Genomic DNA, 20,540 nt, shown 5'->3' on the forward strand with positions numbered 1-20,540 from the left:
CATATATATGATCTTTTATAATAAAATATTTTAAAATATTGAAAGAGAAAAGAGATCCATTGGACAAGGCTTCGGATGGAAGGATGGAGCAATTGTTCAGACCGTGGGTCGTGGAGGTGTACCGGATGAATAAATTGTTGAAAAATATGACTTTTCAAGTTCTGTCGGCCATTTTCGCAGGGATCTTGCTGGGGGTCTTTGTTCCGGATGTTGCCAAAATGATGAAACCATTGGGAGAAATGTTTATCAACATGGTAAAAATGGTGATTGCCCCGTTAATATTTTTTACCATCGTACTTGGCATTGCCAAAATGGGAGACATGAAAAAAGTGGGCAGGGTCGGGGGAAAAGCGCTGATCTATTTTGAAATCGTTACCACGTTTGCTTTGGCGATCGGACTGATTGTTGCCAATTGGGTGGAACCCGGTGAAGGAGTGAACATTCATGCAACCCAAGCTGAAAGCGACCAAGTGAGTGAATACGCCCACGAAGGGGAAAAAATGAAGTTATCCGATTTCATCATTCATATCATTCCGTCCAATGCAGTGGAAGCTTTCGCGAAGGGGGATATCTTGCAAGTTGTTTTCTTTGCGGTTTTGTTCGGGTTTGCCCTCGTTTTGCTGGGAGAGCCGGGAAAGCCTGTGATTGATTTGTTTGACCGGATTTCCAACGTATTCTTTAAAATCGTGAACATCGTGATGAAAGCGGCTCCGGCGGGGGCATTCGGGGCGATGGCTTTCACCATCGGAAATTATGGTTTGGCGACGTTGATTCCGCTTGGAAAATTGATGTTGTCGGTTTATGCAACCATGTTTTTGTTTGTGTTTGTGATCCTGAATTTGATTTGCAAAATGTACGGTTTCAGTCTCCTGAAATATTTAAAATATATCAAGGAAGAGTTGCTGATTGTGCTCGGCACCTCTTCGTCGGAATCGGTCTTGCCGCAAATGATGAAAAAAATGGAGAAGGCAGGGTGTTCGAAATCAGTGGTCGGCTTGGTCATTCCGACCGGCTATTCCTTTAATTTGGACGGAACCAGCATTTATTTGACCATGGCGGTTGTGTTTTTGGCACAGGTCAGCGGAGTGGATTTGACCCTGACCCAGGAGCTGACCATCCTGGCCATTTTGATGTTGACATCCAAAGGGGCCGCCACCGTAACCGGGGGAGGGTTCATTGTTTTGGCTTCCACCCTGAGCGCCATGCAAGTGATTCCCATGGAAGGCTTGGCGCTGTTGTTGGGAGTGGACCGGTTCATGTCTGAAGCACGGGCCATTGTCAATATGATCGGAAACGGGATTGCCACATTGGTGGTGGCCAAAAGTGAAAAAGAGTATCATCCGGACGGAGAAGATACGTTGAAATGAGAGAAAAACCACACCTTAAAAAAGTGTGGTTTCTTGTTACAACCCGTCAGCAGAGAGGGCATCCGGAGAGGTGGGATCGAATGTGCCGTTTTTGGCCCGGGACAATATCTCGATCCGGACGTTGATTTGTTTTTCGGCAAAGCGCCGGATTTTTTTCATATCCACTCCCAGCGGGCTGATTCCTTCCTGATAGCGGGATACAATTTCCATCCCGTATGGCGCCAGTTCTTCCATTTTTTTGACGAACCGGTCAAACAGGGAAGGTTTTTCGTGAATCAACCGTTGCAAGAGATAGGTGCCATAGCTGATATGGCGCGATTCGTCCAATTTCAAATAACCGATTCCTTCCATCAACCCCGGCATCAGACCGGATTTGTCCAGCCCTTCATGGAAACTGGCGTAACCGGTTTCCGCCAACACGCCTTCCACAAACATGTTGTAAGTGGTGGCGGCATCCACGATCGCTTCGGGTGAAGCATCATGCAACAAGCGGTTCATGGATTCCGGAAGCATTTCGTTGAAAATTTTGCGGTATGCAGGGGAATGGTACCGGGAAAGATCACCGGTTTCCCCGATTTCATTGAGAAACAGCCGGAAAAATTCCGTATGTTTGGCTTCATCGAATAAAAATGTCGTCAGATACATTTCCTCTTCCAGGCGCCCTTCTTTGGCGATGACCATGATCAGAGGCAGCAAATCAACGGTGACCGCCTCTTCTCCGGCCAAAAAACTGGAAGACCGTGCCCGGATTTCTTCTCTTTGTTGTTCGGTCATCCGTTCCCAATCTTTTTTGTCCTTCGAAAAGTCGATGGACCCCGGGTTCCATGTACCGGCACGTTTGGCTTTTTGATAAAGCTGATAAGGAAATGAATCAATCTGGAGACCTCCCGGACGGGTTGACTGGAATTCCTTGCGCATGTGTCGCATTACCTCCTTTGCATTTCAAGCGTTGATGGGTTGGTCAAAAACTTCACGAACGATCCTTAAGATGATCTCATCAGGAATCGGATAAATCCCTGCCGGATCCTGTTTTACCAGCGAAACCAATTCCTGCCCGAGTTCAGGGGTGAAATGCCAATCAGCAAATGTATCCGGCAATCCCACGTCTTTTCGGAATTCTCTCAGAAACCCGGTGACAGCATCGAGCGTCGGTGGAACGCCGATGATTTTGGAAAATGATTCGATTCGCGGCTGATAGAATGCGGGAAGGGCTTCCATGACAACAGGCAACAAGACTGCATTGGCCAGCCCGTGCGGAATCCCGAACCGGGCGCCGAGGGAGTGGGACAAATTGTGAACGGGGATGGCTGTCAACGTGTAACAAAAAGCGATAATGGCCAATGAACTGGCAATCAGCATTTGTTCACGGGCTTCGAGATGGTCTCCTTTTTCCACCGCCACCGGAAGGTGTTTTAAAATCATTTGCATGGATTGGATGGCGAATGCATCTGTGTACGGATGAGCGGTCGGTGAAAAAAAGGCTTCCACCGCATGGGTGAGTGCATCCATTCCGGTTGCAGCCGTCATTTTGGGCGGCAAACTGACGGTCAGCTCCGGATCGAGAATCGCAATATCGGCAGCGATATAGGGATGAAACAGATTGGCTTTTTTCTGATATTTCTCATGAAAGATGACAGCCACCGGAGAGACTTCGGAACCCGTGCCGGCCGTGGTCGGGATGGCAATATGCGGAACCGGGACGGGTTTTGCTTTCGGCGGGGTTATTTTTACAGCCGGTTTAAGGACTTCGTGAATTTCCTGCTTCCCCAAATGCAAAAGCCATTTGACTCCTTTGACGGTATCCAGGACACTCCCGCCTCCCAAAGCGATGAGTGCATCCGCTTGGCGGTCCCGGAAAAATTCAGCCGCGAGATTGATCTTTTCCCCTTTGGCGTCTTGTTCGATTTCATCGAATATTCCGACCAATTCAACAGGTTTTGCCGTCTGCTCCAGGATCTTTTTGATTTTTTCCGTGACGCCGGCTCGGGTCAAACCTTTGTCGGTGAAAAGGACCACCCGTTTTCCTCCCAGTCCGTACACGAATTCAGCCAAACGGGAACTAGTCCCTGCACCGATGTGGACTTGGGAATGGAGAAAAAATTGGAAGGAAGAAGAAGTCATTTTTTCACCCCTGTATGTGTTATATTGATAAAAACAAATGAATATTTAAAAGGATCGGTCGGCCTGTGGCTTATAAAAGTAACCTCCCTATTTTATTATACAATGTTTTCTTTTTTGAAAGCGATTAATATTTAATAAGATTCTAATTGTCTTACATTAATATTTGTAAGATATTTAGAAATATATTTGTTTAGATTATAATGTTTGTAATGGAGAGGTTAGACTTTTTTCGCGAAAGGAGTACAGGTATGAAGCATTTTTCGAAAGTTTTAGTAGCCAATCGTGGCGAAATTGCTACCCGGATTTTTCGCGCTTGCACCGAGCTGGGGATTCGCACGGTCGCTGTTTACACCGAGCAGGACAGCTTGTCCCTCCATCGTTACAAAGCGGATGAAGCTTATCTGATCGGCGAGGGAAAAGGCCCGATTGAAGCGTATTTGGATATTGATGCCATTTTGGAAGTAGCAAAACGCCATGATGTGGATGCTATTCATCCCGGTTACGGCTTTTTGGCGGAAAATACCGAATTTGCCAAACGATGCAAAGAAGAGGGGATTGTATTTATCGGTCCGTCCCCGGAGCATATCAAGATGTTTGGCGATAAGGTGGAAGCCCGTGAAATGGCTGTTAAAGCCGGGATTCCGGTCATTCCTGGTACCCCTGATCCGATTCAGTCACTGAAAGAAGCGCAAGAGTTTACGGAAAAGCACGGATTTCCGGTCATCATCAAAGCAGCTTCCGGTGGAGGCGGCCGCGGGATGCGGATTGTCCGCAAGGCGGAGGAATTGAAAGACGCGGTCGAACGGGCCCGGTCCGAAGCGAAATCCGCTTTTGGCAATGCCGCGGTTTATATCGAGAAATATTTGGAAAATCCTAAACATATCGAAGTGCAAATTTTGGCAGACTCTTACGGGAATGTCGTACATCTGTATGACCGGGATTGTTCCATCCAACGCCGCCATCAAAAAGTGATTGAAGTGGCGCCGAGTGTGTCGCTGGATGAGGATTTGCGCGAACAGATTTGTGAAGCGGCTTTGAATCTGATGAAAAAAGCCCGTTACATCAACGCCGGAACGGTTGAATTTTTGGTCACCGGTGATCAAAAGTTTTACTTCATCGAAGTGAATCCGCGGGTGCAGGTGGAGCACACCATCACGGAATTAATCACCGGGGTGGACATCGTGCAATCCCAAATCCGGATTGCGGAAGGATATGCTTTAACCGATCCGGAAGTGGGCGTGCCGGCACAGTCGGAAATCACCACCCGCGGGTATGCGATTCAATGCCGTGTGACCACCGAGGACCCGGAGCGCGATTTCCTGCCGGAAACGGGGAAATTGCTTGCGTACCGCTCGGGCGGCGGATTCGGCATCCGGTTGGATTCCGGTAACGCTTATCCCGGGGCGGTCATTACACCGCACTACGATTCATTGTTGGTGAAAGTTTCTTCCTGGGCGATGACTTACGAACAAGCGGCCCAAAAAATGTTGCGTACGTTGAGGGAATTCCGGGTCCGCGGAGTGAAAACCAATATTCCGTTTATGGAAAATGTGGTGCAACATCCGGTGTTTTTAAGCGGGAAGTATGATACTTCGTTCATTGACACAACACCGGAATTGTTTGAGTTTCCAAAGCGGAGAGACCGTGGAACCAAACTGTTGAATTATATCGGTCAGACGGTCGTCAACGGTTATCCGGGATTGCCCAAAGACAAGAAGCCCAACTTTCCCAAACCACGTGTGCCCGTGGTTCCTTATGACCGGGAATATCCGCGCGGAACGAAGCAAATTTTGGACGAGCAGGGAGCCGAAGGGCTGATTGACTGGATTCGAAACAGCGAGCGCCTTTTAGTGACGGATACGACCTTTCGCGATGCCCATCAGTCTTTGTTTGCCACCAGAATGCGCACCTATGATTTATTAAAAATTGCTGAAGCGACGGGAAAACTGGCTCCGGGATTGTTCTCGCTGGAGATGTGGGGAGGAGCCACTTTTGATACGGCAATGCGCTTTTTAAATGAAGATCCTTGGGAAAGATTGCACTTACTTCGTGAACGGATTCCCAATATTTTGTTTCAAATGCTGTTCAGAGGCGCCAATGCGGTGGGTTACACCAATTATCCCGATAATGTGATCCGGAAGTTTGTGCAACTGGCTGCAAAGAGCGGCATTGACGTTTTCCGGATTTTTGACAGCTTAAACTGGATTGAAGGCATGCGGGTGGCGATCGATGCCGTGCGCGAAACCGGAAAAATTGCCGAAGCGACCATTTGTTACACCGGGGATATCACGGATCCGTCCCGCAACAAATACACGCTGAAATATTATGTGGAGCTGGCCAAAGAGTTGGAAAAAGCGGGGGCGCAAATCCTGGCGATAAAAGATATGGCCGGATTGTTGAAACCATTTGCGGCTTATCAGCTGGTGAAAGCTTTAAAAGAAGAGATCGGCATTCCGATTCATTTGCACACGCATGATACCAGCGGAGTGCAGATGTCGACGCTGATCAAGGCTTATGAAGCCGGAGTCGACATTGTGGATACCGCCATCAGTTCCATGTCCGGATTTACTTCACAGCCCAGCCTGAATGGGTTGGTTGCCGCATTGCGCGGTGATAAGAGAGAAACCGGATTGGATTTGCAGGAGATCCAAAAGCTTTCCGATTACTGGGAAGATGTGCGGGCTTATTATGCCGGCTTTGAAAGTGACATCAAATCACCGACCGCCGAAGTGTATGTCCATGAAATGCCGGGCGGACAATACACCAACTTGCGCCAGCAGGCGAATGCAGTCGGTCTGGGTGATCGCTGGGATGAAGTGAAAAAAGCTTATGCCACGGTAAACAAAATGTTTGGAGACATTGTCAAAGTCACTCCTTCTTCCAAAGTGGTCGGGGACATGGCCCTGTTTATGGTGCAAAACAACCTGTCGGAACAGGATGTTTATGAAAAAGGCCACCGTTATGACTTCCCGGAATCGGTCATTCAGTTTTTCCAAGGTTATTTGGGTCAACCGCCGGGGGGATTTCCGGAAAAACTGCGTGATATCATTTTAAAAGGACGCGAATATTTCACTTGCCGGCCGGGCGAGTTACTGGAGCCGGTGGATTTCGGGCAAGTCCAAAAAGAGCTGGAAGAAAAAACCGGGCGGGCGGTCAATGAGTACGATGTGATGAGTTACATCATGTATCCGAAGGTGTTCTTGGACAAAGAAGAAAAAACCAAAGAATTCGGGGATCTCTCCGTACTGGATACGCCCACGTTCTTCTACGGGCTCCGTTACGGGGAAGAGATCAAAGTGGAGATTGAAACGGGGAAAACCTTGATTGTCAAATTGATTACGGTCGGGCCGTTGGCTCCGGACGGTACACGGACGGTGTATTATGAATTAAACGGGCAACCGCGTGAAGTGACCGTTCGCGATTTGTCAGCCAAAGCAACGGTCGAATCGCGCCGCAAAGCGGATCCGGACGTGACAGGCCATGTGGGCGCCACGATGCCGGGGCATGTGGTGAAAATCTTGGTCGAGAAAGGGGACAAGGTGAAGAAAGGAGAACACCTTGCCGTCACCGAGGCCATGAAGATGGAAACGACGATTCAGGCGCCGTTTGACGGTGTGGTCAAGGAAATTCATGTGAAAAATGGAGATGCCATCGAGACAGGGGACTTGTTGATTGAAATGGAGTAAAGATTGACAAACCGGCCGGATGTCATGTATATAAATGTATAAAACTTGCATATCAAAGTGCGATGACAGAGTGAATCAATCCGGAGCGATGCACAGAGAGCGGGTTTCGCGGCTGGAAAAACCCGTCATTTAACCGGATTGTCCCGCCTCTGGAGCGATCCGTGAAAAGCGGATTCGGTGAGCATGGCCGTTATCCAGTAAAGGGGATGCGTCTTACGAATGGTGTGGGACGCATCAATGAAGGTGGTACCGCGAAATAGCCTTTCGTCCTTCAGGGATGAAAGGCTTTTTTTGTTTAGAGGGAGGAAGAAGGCATGGGAAAAAAGCGTGTTGTGGTGAAAGTCGGCTCCAGCAGCCTGACGGAAGCGGGCGGCGTCTTGTCAGAGAGAAAAATCAATCCGTTGGTCGGGCAAATTGCCGCCCTGATCCGGCAAGGAATGGAAGTGATCCTTGTGTCGTCCGGAGCGGTTGCCGCCGGGATCGGACGGTTGGGATGGACCCCGGCTTCGATCACTATTCCGGAAAAGCAGGCGGCTGCCGCGGTGGGCCAGAGTGCACTCATGGATACGTACCAGAAATACTTTCAACAACATGGTTTTCCGGTGGCCCAGTTATTGCTCACGCGCTTGGACCTGGAGGACCGGAAGCGGTTTATTCACATTCGCAATACCATCGAAACGTTGTTGAAAAAGGGGATTGTTCCCATTGTCAATGAAAATGACTCGGTGGCCGTCGATGAAATTCGCGTGGGGGATAACGATACTTTGAGCAGTCTGGTGGCCATTGTGGCCCAGGCAGACCTTTTGGTGATGTTGACAGACATTGACGGCTTGTATACCAAAGATCCCCGCAAAGATCCCGAAGCCAAAAAAATTGAGGAAGTGCATGTCATCACCAAGGAGTTGGAAGAGATAGCCGGGGGTTCCGGAAGCATCGTGGGAACCGGCGGAATGCGGACCAAAATGACTGCGGCCAAAATCGCGGTCCGATCCGGAATGCAGGTGGTGATTGCGTCCGGCAAAGAACCGGATGCATTAAGAAAAATTGTGCAAGGGGAAAAAGTGGGAACCTGTTTCCATCCGCACAGCCGTTTGCCGAGCAAAAAATCATGGCTGGCGTTCAGCACCCGGGTCAAGGGGAAAATCACGGTCGATTCCGGGGCAAAAGAGGCGCTGGTCCGGTTCAACAAAAGCCTGCTGTTGGGCGGAGTGGTCTGTGTCAGCGGAACTTTTTTGGAAGGAGCCGTCGTGGAAATTTGCGATTTGTCCGGCCGCTCCATCGGCAAAGGGATTTCCAGCTTTTCCAGTGCCGATCTCAATCTCTTGCTGGAACGAAAAGCTTGGGATCAGGGGAATGAACGGATTCATGAAGTGGTTCACCGGGATATGATGGTGATTTTGAAGGAGGAGGAGAAAGTCTTATGATGACGGTTGATTTGCAAGACATGGTGAAAAAGAAAACACGAAAAGCCAAACAAGCTTCACGGCAATTGACAATGGTTTCCGCCCGGGAAAAAAACGAAGCTTTGATGCGTATGGGCGAGAAATTGTGGCAGATGCGGGACCGGATTTTTGAAGCCAACCAGAAAGATTTGGAAGCCGCCATCCAAAACGGCTTGTCCAAAGCGAAACAGGACCGTCTGCTGTTGAATGAAAAGCGCCTTGCCGACATGATTGAGGGGCTGAAAGTATTGGCCCAAAGCCAGGACCCGGTCGGCGAGGTGATGGAAACCCATCTCCGCCCGAACGGATTGCAAGTGGATAAAGTGCGCGTTCCGTTCGGGGTGATTGCCATCATTTACGAATCACGGCCCAATGTCACCGTGGATGCCGCCGGTCTGGCATTGAAAGCCGGCAATGCCATTGTCCTTCGCGGAGGGAAAGAGGCGATCTTCTCCAATCAGGCGCTGGTTCGGGTCATGTGTGAAGGGCTGGCGGAAACAAAGATTCCGGTTGATTCCATTCAATTGATTGATCGGACCGGGCGGGATACGATTGATTATTTGATCCGGGACAAAGAGTCGGTCGACCTGGTGATTCCGCGCGGGGGAGCCGGATTGATTCAACGGGTTGTGCAAAATGCCCATGTGCCGGTCATTGAAACCGGTGTGGGAAATTGTCATATCTATGTGCATGCTTCCGCGGATTTCATGATGGCCCGGTCGGTGGTGGTCAATGCCAAAACCCAACGTCCTTCGGTTTGTAATGCCATGGAAACCCTTTTGGTTGATCAGAGCATTGCGGAGGAATTTTTGCCTTTTTTGGCCCGGGAGTTGGCCGACCGGGGAGTGCAGGTCAAAGGATGTGAACAAACCTGCCGCATTTTGCAAGATGAACCTTCGCTGAAGATCGAACCGGCCGCAGAAGAAGATTACGACACCGAGTTTTTGGATTTGATCCTGGCTGTGAAAGTGGTTCAGGGAACCGGGGAAGCGCTCCGGCACATTGAACGGTTTGGGACGGGCCATTCCGAAGCCATCATTGCCGAAGATCAAAAAGCGGCGGATGCCTTTTTGACACAAGTGGATGCGGCGGCCGTGTATCACAATGCTTCCACCCGTTTTACCGACGGGGCTGAGTTTGGATTCGGCGCCGAAATGGGGATTTCCACCCAGAAATTGCATGCACGGGGCCCCATGGGATTGAAAGAGCTCACCAGTTACAAATATGTGATCCGGGGAACCGGACAGATCCGGGAATAAATATAAAGAAAGGGAATAGCAAGCGTGGCCGCTTTTGCCATTCCCTTTTTGCTTACATACTAGGTAGCATCCAGTGATGGAGAAAACTCAGCTTTTCCCCATAGTGTTGTGTCGCCCAAAACAAAAGTCCGGTCAGAATCGAGATGAGCGGAATGATTTTGAACGAGAATTTGATGATGGGCATCAATTTTAAGTCGTTGAGCACTTTGTATATGATCAACATGGCGCCGATGCCCTGTTTTTTCATGTATTTGCGATAGCCGATGGCATAGAACCAAATAATATGTAAGGCAATCAACGCAATGATCCACCACATCACCGGCGCCCCGACTTGATTGTACAGCCAGCTGCCCACCAACGGCCCCCAACTCAATCCGATCTGTGCCAGATTGGCGGCTCCGTAATAGGCACCGCGAAACCGGTCATTGCTCAACTGGTCAATCATTTGGCTGCTTACCGGGAAAATGAAAATCTCCCCGATGGTGAATAAAATGGTTCCGCTGATAAAAATCAATTCCTGGTTTCCCAGCGAAAGCGAGGCATATCCCGCGGAAAACAGCAGGACCCCCAGCAAAATACTGCTCAACGGGTTTCTCTGTTCCGCCCAGTTGGTGATAAAGGGCTGGAACAAGATGACAATGGCTGCATTGATCATTAACAAGAAGGAATAGATTCGTTCCCCGTTCACGATTTCATTGGTCAGAAACATCGGCAAGCTTGTTTCCAATTGTGAATAAATGCCGTAAAAGATCATACTGCCTATGATGTAGTATCCCAATGTTTGGTCTTTTCTCATAAGATGCAAGCATTCGGACAACTGAACCTTGCCTTCATCCCTGGAATGTCGGATTTCCTTCTTGTATTTGAGCAGAAATCCGATTTGCATTAGGGAGTAAAAAGCATATAACAAACCGGTAAGGACAAAGGTGTAAGGTCCGATCGACTGGAACAAAAAAGTCCCCAGCAAAGGACCGATCACCATGCCGATATTGATGGCCATATAACGGTAACTGAATACTTTCAGTCGTTTTCTTTGTACGGTTAAGTCCGCCATTAACGCTTGGGAAGTGGGTTCAAAAAAAGCGCGGCACAAGCCGTGGGAAAAGCTTAACAGGATAAACGTGACATACTCTTGTGCCAACACGAACCCGAAAAAACAAAAGGTCCAGGCTGCCAAAGAAATGACGATAATAAACCCGCGACCAAACAAGTCAGACAAATAACCGCCAACAAATCCCCCTAATGCCGCACCCAATCCCATCACTCCGAGGATGATCCCGACTTGCATCGGGGTGAAATGAATGTGATGGGTTAAATAAAACACCAAAAATGGCAGGCTCATAAAAGAGGCAGTTCTGGTAAAACCGGTTCCAAAAAGAAGAAACAGAACCATTGGATGCATTCGTTCTTGTTGATGCCGTTCTCTTCTCGACATCAAAACGGGTTGATGGTTTGTAATGAGACACCACCTCTTTGACGGGGATCAATCGTTAAACAAAATAATGCTCATGCTACACTAGTAAAAACAAAAACAGGAAGAAAACATTCCCATCTCCATCTTAACGGTTATTTTGAAAATTACAATATATAAATTTTGAAGTTCCTTTTAAATAGCTCATCGATTTTTCTATTAACACCCTGTTTTGAAATATTTTAGGCGATTAGACTATAAAATATATAATATTATTATATAAAAACAATTTATTAATAAAATAGAATATTTTCAAACATGATACTCGGTGGAACGGAAATTTGGTGGTTTGGGATTTGGTTGAGTTTATATTCATTTTTTATTAGAATTTATTCATACAGTTTTTAAATTGTTGAGTTGATCAAAGAAGAGACAGGTGGTTGAGGAGAGTATGAGCAGAGAACCAGTCGGAGCGAAGGAAGATGTGTTGCAGAGAGAGTTGACGCCCGGGCAGTTGACGATGATCGGCCTGGGAAGTGCCATCGGAACCGGACTGTTTATCGGCTCCAGTTTGGCCATTCATTATGCCGGACCCGGTGTCATTGTCAGTTATGCTCTGATTTCTGTGATCGTGTTTATGATGGTGTTTTGTCTTGCCAAATTGACCATGGAACACCCGACGACGGGCTCATTCGGGATTCATGCGGAAAAATATCTCCATCCATGGTTGGGTTATCTGGTCCGGTATACGTATTGGGCAGCCAATGCCATTGCCATCGGAGGCGAAGCGACGGCTGTAGGGATCTACATGCAGTATTGGTTTCCCGAAGTGCCCCGGTGGATCTTTGTGGTGGCTTTTTCTTTGCTGATTATTTTGATCAATGCCTTGTCAGTCAAAAATTTCGGCATGTTTGAATTCGGGTTTTCCACGGTCAAGGTGACGGCATTGTCGGTCTTTATTGTTTTGGGGTTGCTACTCATTTTTGCTGAACCGGCTGAAAGCATAAACCGGCTGGCCGGTGACGGACAATTTGCCCCCCAGGGATGGTTCGGGATTTGGATGGGAATGGTGATGGCTTCTTTCAGTTTCATGGGAACAGAAATTGTTGCCGTCACGGCCGGAGAAGCCAAAGAACCCCGGCGGGCCTTGGCCAAAACCATGAAATGGATGGCCCTTCGTTTGATTCTTTTTTATCTGCTATCCATGGCCGTGATGCTGGCTTTGATTCCCTGGCAGCAAATTGGCGGGGAACAGTTGGAACAAAGCCCGTTTGTCAAGATGTTGCAGCTTTTGAACATCCCCTATGCGGCCGGCTTGATGAATTTTATTGTGTTGACCGCCGCTTTGTCGACCATGAATGCCAACTTGTATGCTTGTACGCGGATGATGTTTTCGTTGGCCAAAAGTGAGTTTGCGCCCGAAAAGTTGGGGAAGGTCACCCGAAAAGGAGTGCCGGTTCCGGCATTGATCGTTTCGTCCTTTGGACTGATGATTGCCATCCTGCTCAATGTGACGGATGAGAAAGCCTATCAAACCTTGTTTGGAATTGCGATTTTCGGCGGGATCTTCACTTGGATGATCATCTTTTTAACCTATTTCCGCTATCAGCGATTAAAAACGGCACGGTTTTCACCGGTTGCCATCATCGGGTTTGTCGTGCTGCTTTTGGTATTCATCACCATGTTTTTGCATCCGGCATGGAAATTCGCAATTTATATCGGGTTGGTTTGGGTGATGATTTTAAGCGTCTTTTACGGGCTGCAAAGATGACGGAAAGCGAAAAAAAGGGAATAAGCGAAATCAGGCTTTCATAATTTTATAGCGGGTGATGCCAAATTTTGGCATGACCTGCTCTTTTTGTTTGAAGCAGAAAATATAGGATCCGGAAGAACCGGCAGAGAATGGAATAAAAAGGGAAACAAAGATGGAGGTGAACCGATTGCCTGAGTCCCGAGTAATCCGGGAATCATCGGAAAATTGCTATCATTTGGGGGACTTTCCCCGCCTTCCCGATGAAACCGATGATATCGGGAGATTTCGGCGGGCCATTCAAGCAATGCCTTCCGGATCCCGGCTCATGGTTCCGCCCGGCCGTTATTTATTGGAGGGAATTTGCATTCGCAAACCGATCAGCATCTGTTTTGACAAAAAGGCGGTCGTGGAGCCTGTGCACGTCAATGTCCCTTATATTTTGAAATGGGAGGGCGGGACGGGTTACCATGAGTATTGCCTCGCCCATGACTTGAAAAGAGGGGACCGGAGTTTTTGGATTTTGCAAACCCCGTGGGACATAAAAGCCGGAGACATGATTGCGTTGACGGATGATTCCACAAGGTGGTCCGACGGCCAAAAAAATGTGAACGTGGAAGTCCATGAAATCGAAAGTATTCATCCGTCAGAACAAGAATTGCTCCAAGAAGGCCTGAATGAAAAAAGTTGGGCCGGTCCGGTTTGGAATCACCAAAGCACGTTGGGCAGGGAGGCTTCTTTTGCCTGGGATCCCGGGGAATCTGCTTTAAAAATGGAATTAAAACCGGTGACGGAGCCGGGATCTGCTTCCTTCGGACAAAAGGTTTCCGGGATCCGGGAAGGCGAACGGTATAATTTGCAGCTGACGTGCCGGGTGAAGACAAGCCGGTCGGTCACGGGAAGCTGTTATGTCGCTTGGTATGACAAGCGGGATCAATTTCTTTCCCGCTCAAAAGTGAAGGAATTTGACCCGCTGCATTGGCAGACAATCGTGAACGGGAATCTGAAGGCACCTTCCGGTGCGAGTGCGGCGCGGGTGATTGTTTCCGTCCATGCATTAAAGCCGGGGGATTGCGGTACGCTTTGGGTAAAAGGGGTATCCTTTACAAGCGCAGTGACCCGGATGGTCTTAAAAGACCGGGTCCGTCTCCCCAAGCGTGCTTCGGTCCAAAAAAATGTTTACAAGATCAACCCGCTCCGGTCCGTCTGTGTGGAAAATTTTTGTTACCACTTAAAAGAAGGATCCAGCAAAGGATTTGGCATTTTGGCTTTCAATATGCACGGGTTTTCCGTCCGGGGATTGAAAGGGGAAAGAGGGGCGGAATCGGCCATTCAAGTGCAGCGCAGCATGGATGTGACCGTGGAGGATTTTGATGTGCGGGATCCGCAGGTGGTGGGATCCGGTCAAGGATACGGGATCCAGTTCTACGGCGGAAACCGCAAGGTTGTGGTCCGGAACGGATATACCCGGCGGATGCGTCACAGTGTGGATTTCGAAGGGACTTTTGATGCATGGGTGGAGAATGTGGTGGACGAAAAAGGAAAAGGGGCTTCATTCATGATCTCGCATAACGGCTGGTGTTCGGATATCACGTTTACCCGCTGCCGGTCCGTTGACTCCGGTTCGTCGGGATTTGTTGCGGAAGCCCAGGGGGTGAAAGATCCTTACTCCTTGAAGCATTATAATATCCGGATTCTTCATTGCGAATGGCAACGCGCACGCCGTCTTGCCGATCCGGTTTGCTATGGATTCGGCATTTGGCTGAAAGCGCCGGTGACCGGGAAAATCATGCATTTTAAGGCGATGTGCGGAAATGGTGAAAGCCCCACGGCTCTTCAGGACAATGGGGCGATTCGGTTACTCCCTGCCGGCAATGACCTTTGGGTCGGGCACGTGACCGGCGAAGGGTTGAGACGGGGGGTGTTGATCGCTTGTCCGACGGCCGTTCCGGAGCAGGAATACCCGGGAAAAATGGCGTTTCACGATATCTGTTTGCGAAAATGCCGTACCGGCTTTTTGATCAATGACGGTGAGGGGAAAAGGGTGTTTCTTTATGATTTGAAGCTGGATCAAATCGATTCCTGGTTGTTTGAAGGAAACGGGCGGGGCAGTTACGAACAATTTGTTTTGGACGGACTGAAGGTGGTGCGTTCCGGCAACGCCGGCTTGATGCAGTTCAGGCCGCAGCCGGTCCAAGGTTCGGTGCTGAAGGGGAGGATTGCCCGCATTGTGTCGGATCAAAGAGGGGCGTTTTCTTCGCTGAAAAAAAATTGGTCCCTGACTTTAAGCGACTGTTTGTTGAAGGGAGACGGGGAGACCGTTTGGTTTTCGGGAAAAATCAAAAACTCCTGCGCCCGGGGGATTCCGGACGGGATTGTGGAGGGGCAGCGGTTAAAATTGGTTTCGTCCTCTCCGGACACGTTTACGGTGTTTTCGGACAACATCGCGGGTTGCAAGGGACGCGGAATCACCCTGTCTCCCGACAAGCCGTCCGTTCTGTTGGTCTGGCAGGAGAAAAAGTGGATTCCCGTTCAATAAAAATGAGAAAAAATATGTTAATATTTTATGGTGTCTGTATCGGATATTGATCAAAGAATCAGAAATTAGAAAGTGTGAGTGAAATCAAAACAAAGCAAAAAACCGTAGATTTGGACAAATTGGAAGAGACGAGCAAGAATCCCATGGTGAAGGAGTATGGTGTGACTTGGACGTTGTACAAATGTGAGACATGTAAATATTTAGAAGATCGTGGTAAAAGTTTTCGTTGCATTCACCACAAAGGACGTCACTATCCCAGTTGGGATGCTTGCGGCTTATATCGTTCGCGTTCTTAAAACTCTCGCTTTTGGCGAGAGTTTTTCCTTATAAGTAATCCATGACAATTTGTGCGCCGTCGATGGCGGAGCCGGGTTTCCCGACAAGGGTTGCATTGTTTTGCATCTCGTGGAGGGGATCCGGGTGTTCGATCAGATAGGTGAGTTGTTTGGGTAAATGTTGTGGCTGGTCTTCCCGGATGGCCACTTGCTTGTTCAACAAAAAGCGGCTGTTTTTTTCTTCCTGGCCGGGAATCGGTTGGCAGATGACCATGGGAAGCCCGGTTGCCAAGGCTTCCGAACTGGTCATTCCGCCCGGTTTGGTGACGATGAAATCCGATGCGCACATGAAATCGACCATGTTATGCACAAACGGGAAGAGATGAACATGGGAGAGGTTTTTCAGTTCCCGGGATAATTCATCATATAACGGTTGATTGTTTCCGGTGATGATGAGCAATTGATAATTTTGTTTCAAAGGCATGTGTTTTAATGCCTCCAGACAGGAGTAAAACGGCCCGATCCCGCTTCCGCCGCCCATCAGCAAGATCGTAAAGCGGTCGGGGGAGATCCCGATTTGTTTTCGCGCTTCCTTTTTCTCTTTTTGTTCCGTGAAAAAAGCCGGGTTGATGGGAATACCCGTGCTGTAAAGATCGGCCTGGCAACCTTTTTTCCGGATTTTCACCCCGATTTCTTCATGTGCGGTAATATAAAAATCAACAGCGGGATGAACCCAGAAGCTGTGAACGTCAAAGTCGGTCACCACGCCTCCCAACCGAAAGTGTTTGCAGGAAGTATGGCTTTTCAAGTAGGCACAGGCACTCAGGCAAAAGGCATGCGTGCAGATGATCACCCGTGGTTTCAATCCCTCAATGGAGGTCCGGAGTTTATGAGCCACAAATTTTCCCATCGGATCCCGAAACAGTTTGCTGAACCGGGAATCCCATTGATAGCAAGCGCCCCAGAGGTTTGGGGCATACCGCAACGTCTGCAAATAGCTTTTTTTGATCAGTGATTTCAACTGCTTGCTGATCATCGGCAGGATGGAAACGATTTGAACTTCACTGCCCGGATATTCAAGTTCAATCCCCTTTTTTAAAGAGATGGCGGCGCTGTAGTGACCATAACCGGCAACGGTTTCTGTTAAAATGAGGATTTTGTCCATGGCTCAGTCACGCTCCAAATCCGTTTTAATCCTTCTTTCAACATAAATACCCGCTGAGCAAGCAAAGTCCTTTCTGCCTGAAAAAATTTATCCGGTCCGGCAGGCGGTACCCGGGTTTGAATTCCGCATATGAAGCGACCGGATCCCGGAAGGGACGGGGGCGACATTGGTTCAATCCGTTTTCCGGCAAGGGTTCTTCCCGACGGAGTTGTCCGGACCCGAAATATGTTATTACCTTTCTTTGTATTCATTAAACCGGTGAATCATTGGCAAAAGCGGCCGGGGCGTGGCGGTGAATGCAAATCATGTGTTCTATTTTCTCTTTAACATAGAAAATTATTCAAATAGAAAGAAAGCCGGGGCATAAAAAAAGAACCCTGCAAGGTTCATGGATGCAGGGTTCTGATCGGGCTTTAATCCAACAAAAAGTTTTTGACCTTTTTCAAAAAGCCTTCTTCCTGTTCACTCAGGTTGAGTGCTTTCCATTTGGAAGGGGTGGCATATTTGACTTGCATTTGGAGCATCTTTTTGTTGGAGCCGTCTTTGTTCATGATGTAAAAAGAGCTGGAGTCTTTCTCTTTTTCATTTTTTTCGTTGACGGTGAACAAAATTTGTTTTCCGTCTTCCGACCAAACTGCCCCGGAAGCGGCTTTGTCAAGATCCGCCGTGATGTTTCGGGCTTGTTTGGTGGCCAGGTTCATGACATAAATGTCGGTTTGTCCGTTTTGGCTTTTTTCAAACAACACTGATTTTCCATCGGGCGAAAAATGCGGAGAATACTCAGAGGATTTTGGATCATGATGGCCGGTTAAGGGCGAAATCTGGCTGCCGTCGGCGTTCATGATGTAAAGGCCGGTATTCCCGTCTTTATCCGTGGAATGGAAAACGATTTTTTTCCCGTCCGGAGACCAGTCCGGGCTGGAATGGAAGACTCCGTCTTCGGCTTTGGTCAGCTGTGTCACTTTTTTGTTTTCCAAGTCGATGGTGTATAAGTTTCCGTCGCTCCTTGCGAAGACAATTTTTTCCCCGTCGGGAGAAAAGCGCGGGGAAGAATCAAAATGGGGAAAATGGCTGCGGGTGAGACGCACTGCGTTTTTCCCGCTGCTGTCGGCAACATAGACGCTGTCATGTTTAATATAGGTAATCATGTCACCGGAAGGAGAGACATCGACGGAATTTCCTGAAGTGATCCGTTTGGTTTGCAAAGTTTCAGGGTTGAATTGATAAATGCTCTGCGTATGTAAACCGCCACTGAACAAAATGGTGCCGGGTTGTTCTTGATTGGCATAAACAGGCAGAGCAAGTGAGGTGGAAAGAATGAGTGCCCCCATCATCCCTGTTACTTTTTTGGAAACTTTTTTCATGGATTCTCTCCTTTCTGGTACCGCATTTAAAAATTATTATATAGGATTTTTTTATGTTTGCGGATGTTTGTTGCAAAATTTACAAATATTTTTTCTCATATTTTCATTTTGTTTTCATAGAGAAAAATTTTGTTTGATTTCTGTTTATGCATTCGCTAGACTGTGTAAAGAAATTGGAAAGAAAAAGGAGGAAATGCATCGGAAACCGGATGCAGGATGAACATGAAAACGTTCGTGATTTCAGGTCTCAAACCGGAATTTTTCCGGGATATTGAACTGATTGCTCAATTGTTTTTTGAAAAAGTCCGTGTCATTGGCAAGGATGACGAACAAAACGGTGATTATTTTCTGGCTTTTTCCATCCATGAAGGAAAGCCGGTGGAAGTAAAGATCCGGCTCGAAGATTTAAAGAGCCGTCAATGCCATGAATCTTTCCACCAACGTGAAGTGGAAGCGGAAGTGGAAGGAAAGGAATATGTGAAACGGGTCCGGCAAGCGGTGAAATATGTTTTTTTGGAAGTCATGGAAAAAGCGACCGGGATTGATCAGCCTTGGGGAATCCTGACGGGCATCCGTCCGGTCAAATTGTTCCATTCTTTTTTGCAACAAGGCTTTTCCGAAGAAGAAGCGGCGCAAAAAATGCAAAAAGATTATTTGCTGCATCCGGAAAAGACGGAGATTCTGGCGGAAATTGCCCGGCGCCAAAAAAGTGTTTTGCCGGATTTATATGATCTGAACCGGGAAGTCAGCATATATATCGGCATCCCGTTTTGTCCGACCAAATGCGCGTATTGCACGTTTCCCGCTTATGCCATTCAAGGGAGGAACGGAACCGTCGAAGATTTTTTGGCAGGGCTTCATGAAGAAATCAAAGCGATTGGCAAGTGGTTGGAGGAAAAACAGTTGAAGGTGACCACCATTTATTTTGGCGGGGGGACGCCGACATCCATATCCGTCCCGCAAATGGATGGTCTCTTCCGGCTGTTGAAAAAGCACATCCCGCATTATGAAAACGTGCGTGAGTTGAATGTGGAAGCCGGGCGGCCGGACACGTTGGATGAAGCGATGCTGGATCTTTTGAAATCTTGGAACGTGGACCGGATCAGCATCAACCCGCAAAGTTTCAAAGAGGAAACCTTGAAATGGATCGGCCGGCACCACACGGTGAAAGAAACCCTGGACAAATACCGTCTCGCACGGGAGAAAGGATTTACAAACATCAATATGGACTTGATTATCGGGCTCCCGGGAGAAGATATCCAAACGTTCCGGGAAACCCTGAAGACCATGGGGGAATTGAAACCGGAATCGGTGACCGTTCACACTCTTTCTTTCAAAAGAGGTTCAGTGATGACGCAAAACAAAGACAAATATCAAGTGGCCGGGCGCGAAGAAACGAGAACCATGGTGAAGTTGGCGCGGGAGTGGGCCAAAGCCTCCGGATATGTTCCGTACTATTTGTACAGGCAAAAAAATATCCTGGGAAACCAGGAAAATGTCGGGTATGCATTGCCCGGGCAGGAAAACATGTACAACATTATCATTATGGAAGAACGGCAAACGATCATCGGATTGGGATGCGGGGCCGTCAGTAAAATCGTTTCTCCGCATACGGGACGGATCACGCGTTTTTCCAACCCCAAAGAACCCAAGGCCTATATTGATTCCTTTGCCCGCTATCTGGATCAAAAGATCCGTCACTTGGATGAAATCTACGGTCAAACCGGTTCCCTTTAATGGCGGAGGCGAAGAGGGTGTCCCGCCCTCTTTGGCCTTCTGAATCATTCGCAGATCAAACAGGAAAGCCAACGATAAACCCCTTGGCAGTCGGTACCCCGTTTAAATTCCAATTCATAGGTTTTTCCTTTGGTCCTGATTTCCAAGACATGTGCGCGGTTCCAGAACCCTTTGACATACAGCCCGATGCTGTCGATGCGTGAATACGGGATGGAAAGAATCCCTTTTTCCCTTCCGAAAAGGGTCCGGTCGATCAAGACGATCCGCCGGGTGGTCAGGACAACCATATCGAGCAGCAACCCGTAAGTATATATGGTTTCTTCGCCCTCATACAGCCATTTTTGTATTTGTTCCCAATGCTTTGCGGAATTTTCAACACGGTTTTTTTTCATCTTTCCAGCATCCTCCCCTTCATTCATCATAG

General features: G+C 48.2%; 13 protein-coding genes. 7 read left to right on the forward strand and 6 right to left on the reverse strand.

Annotated features, from left to right (window positions below; translation table 11 throughout):
* Positions 1–125 precede the first annotated feature (125 nt).
* Complete coding sequence (locus tag I8U21_RS07455; RefSeq protein ID WP_181730737.1) at positions 126–1,367, forward strand: dicarboxylate/amino acid:cation symporter; 1,242 nt, start codon at positions 126–128, stop codon at positions 1,365–1,367.
* A gap of 36 nt (positions 1,368–1,403) precedes the next feature.
* Here I8U21_RS07455 and I8U21_RS07460 read toward each other — a convergent pair whose 3' ends face one another.
* Together I8U21_RS07460 and I8U21_RS07465 are read right to left on the reverse strand one after the other, a co-directional pair.
* Entirely contained in the window at positions 1,404–2,285 is an 882-nt protein-coding gene (locus I8U21_RS07460; RefSeq protein WP_181730736.1) for a R2-like ligand-binding oxidase, read from the reverse strand.
* Between the two features lie 24 nt (positions 2,286–2,309).
* A complete protein-coding gene (locus I8U21_RS07465; RefSeq protein ID WP_198053616.1) occupies positions 2,310–3,488 on the reverse strand; it encodes an iron-containing alcohol dehydrogenase in 1,179 nt (392 codons plus the stop codon).
* Between the two features lie 248 nt (positions 3,489–3,736).
* On the opposite strand from I8U21_RS07465, the gene pyc reads away from it, so the two are divergent.
* From pyc to I8U21_RS07480, 3 genes are all read left to right on the forward strand, one after another.
* On the forward strand, positions 3,737–7,174 hold the full coding sequence (gene pyc, locus I8U21_RS07470; protein WP_198053617.1) for a pyruvate carboxylase: 3,438 nt from the start codon (positions 3,737–3,739) through the stop codon (positions 7,172–7,174).
* 314 nt (positions 7,175–7,488) lie between these two features.
* Positions 7,489–8,598, forward strand: a complete 1,110-nt coding sequence (gene proB, locus I8U21_RS07475; RefSeq protein ID WP_181730733.1) for a glutamate 5-kinase — start codon at positions 7,489–7,491, stop codon at positions 8,596–8,598.
* A complete protein-coding gene (locus I8U21_RS07480; RefSeq protein WP_232333836.1) occupies positions 8,595–9,875 on the forward strand; it encodes a glutamate-5-semialdehyde dehydrogenase in 1,281 nt (426 codons plus the stop codon). The genes proB and I8U21_RS07480 overlap by 4 nt, the downstream gene beginning before the upstream one ends.
* A 52-nt stretch (positions 9,876–9,927) precedes the next feature.
* Here the strand turns inward: I8U21_RS07480 and I8U21_RS07485 are convergent, their stop codons facing one another.
* Complete coding sequence (locus I8U21_RS07485; protein WP_309544795.1) at positions 9,928–11,310, reverse strand: MDR family MFS transporter; 1,383 nt, start codon at positions 11,308–11,310, stop codon at positions 9,928–9,930.
* A 427-nt stretch (positions 11,311–11,737) separates the two neighbouring features.
* Between I8U21_RS07485 and I8U21_RS07490 the strand changes: the two genes are divergently transcribed.
* Together I8U21_RS07490 and I8U21_RS07495 are read left to right on the forward strand one after the other, a co-directional pair.
* Positions 11,738–13,057 (forward strand): amino acid permease, encoded by a 1,320-nt coding sequence (locus I8U21_RS07490; RefSeq protein WP_198053618.1) that lies wholly within the window; start codon positions 11,738–11,740, stop codon positions 13,055–13,057.
* 169 nt (positions 13,058–13,226) lie between these two features.
* Positions 13,227–15,575, forward strand: a complete 2,349-nt coding sequence (locus I8U21_RS07495) for a right-handed parallel beta-helix repeat-containing protein (RefSeq protein ID WP_198053619.1) — start codon at positions 13,227–13,229, stop codon at positions 15,573–15,575.
* Positions 15,576–15,899: 324 nt separating this feature from the next.
* On the opposite strand, the gene I8U21_RS07500 is transcribed toward I8U21_RS07495, so the two are convergent.
* Entirely contained in the window at positions 15,900–17,015 is a 1,116-nt protein-coding gene (locus I8U21_RS07500) for an MGDG synthase family glycosyltransferase (RefSeq protein ID WP_198053620.1), read from the reverse strand.
* Between the two features lie 413 nt (positions 17,016–17,428).
* Positions 17,429–18,379 (reverse strand): TolB family protein, encoded by a 951-nt coding sequence (locus I8U21_RS07505; protein ID WP_181730728.1) that lies wholly within the window; start codon positions 18,377–18,379, stop codon positions 17,429–17,431.
* 222 nt (positions 18,380–18,601) lie between these two features.
* Between I8U21_RS07505 and I8U21_RS07510 the strand changes: the two genes are divergently transcribed.
* Positions 18,602–20,116 carry a coproporphyrinogen III oxidase gene (locus I8U21_RS07510; protein WP_181730727.1) on the forward strand — a complete coding sequence of 505 codons (1,515 nt, stop codon included), beginning with the start codon at positions 18,602–18,604 and terminating at the stop codon, positions 20,114–20,116.
* Between the two features lie 44 nt (positions 20,117–20,160).
* Here the strand turns inward: I8U21_RS07510 and I8U21_RS07515 are convergent, their stop codons facing one another.
* A complete protein-coding gene (locus I8U21_RS07515; protein ID WP_198053621.1) occupies positions 20,161–20,508 on the reverse strand; it encodes a PH domain-containing protein in 348 nt (115 codons plus the stop codon).
* Positions 20,509–20,540 lie beyond the last annotated feature (32 nt).

This window comes from Thermoactinomyces sp. CICC 23799, assembly GCF_016055145.1.
In the GTDB taxonomy this organism is placed as follows: Bacteria; Bacillota; Bacilli; order Thermoactinomycetales; family Thermoactinomycetaceae; genus Thermoactinomyces; species Thermoactinomyces intermedius.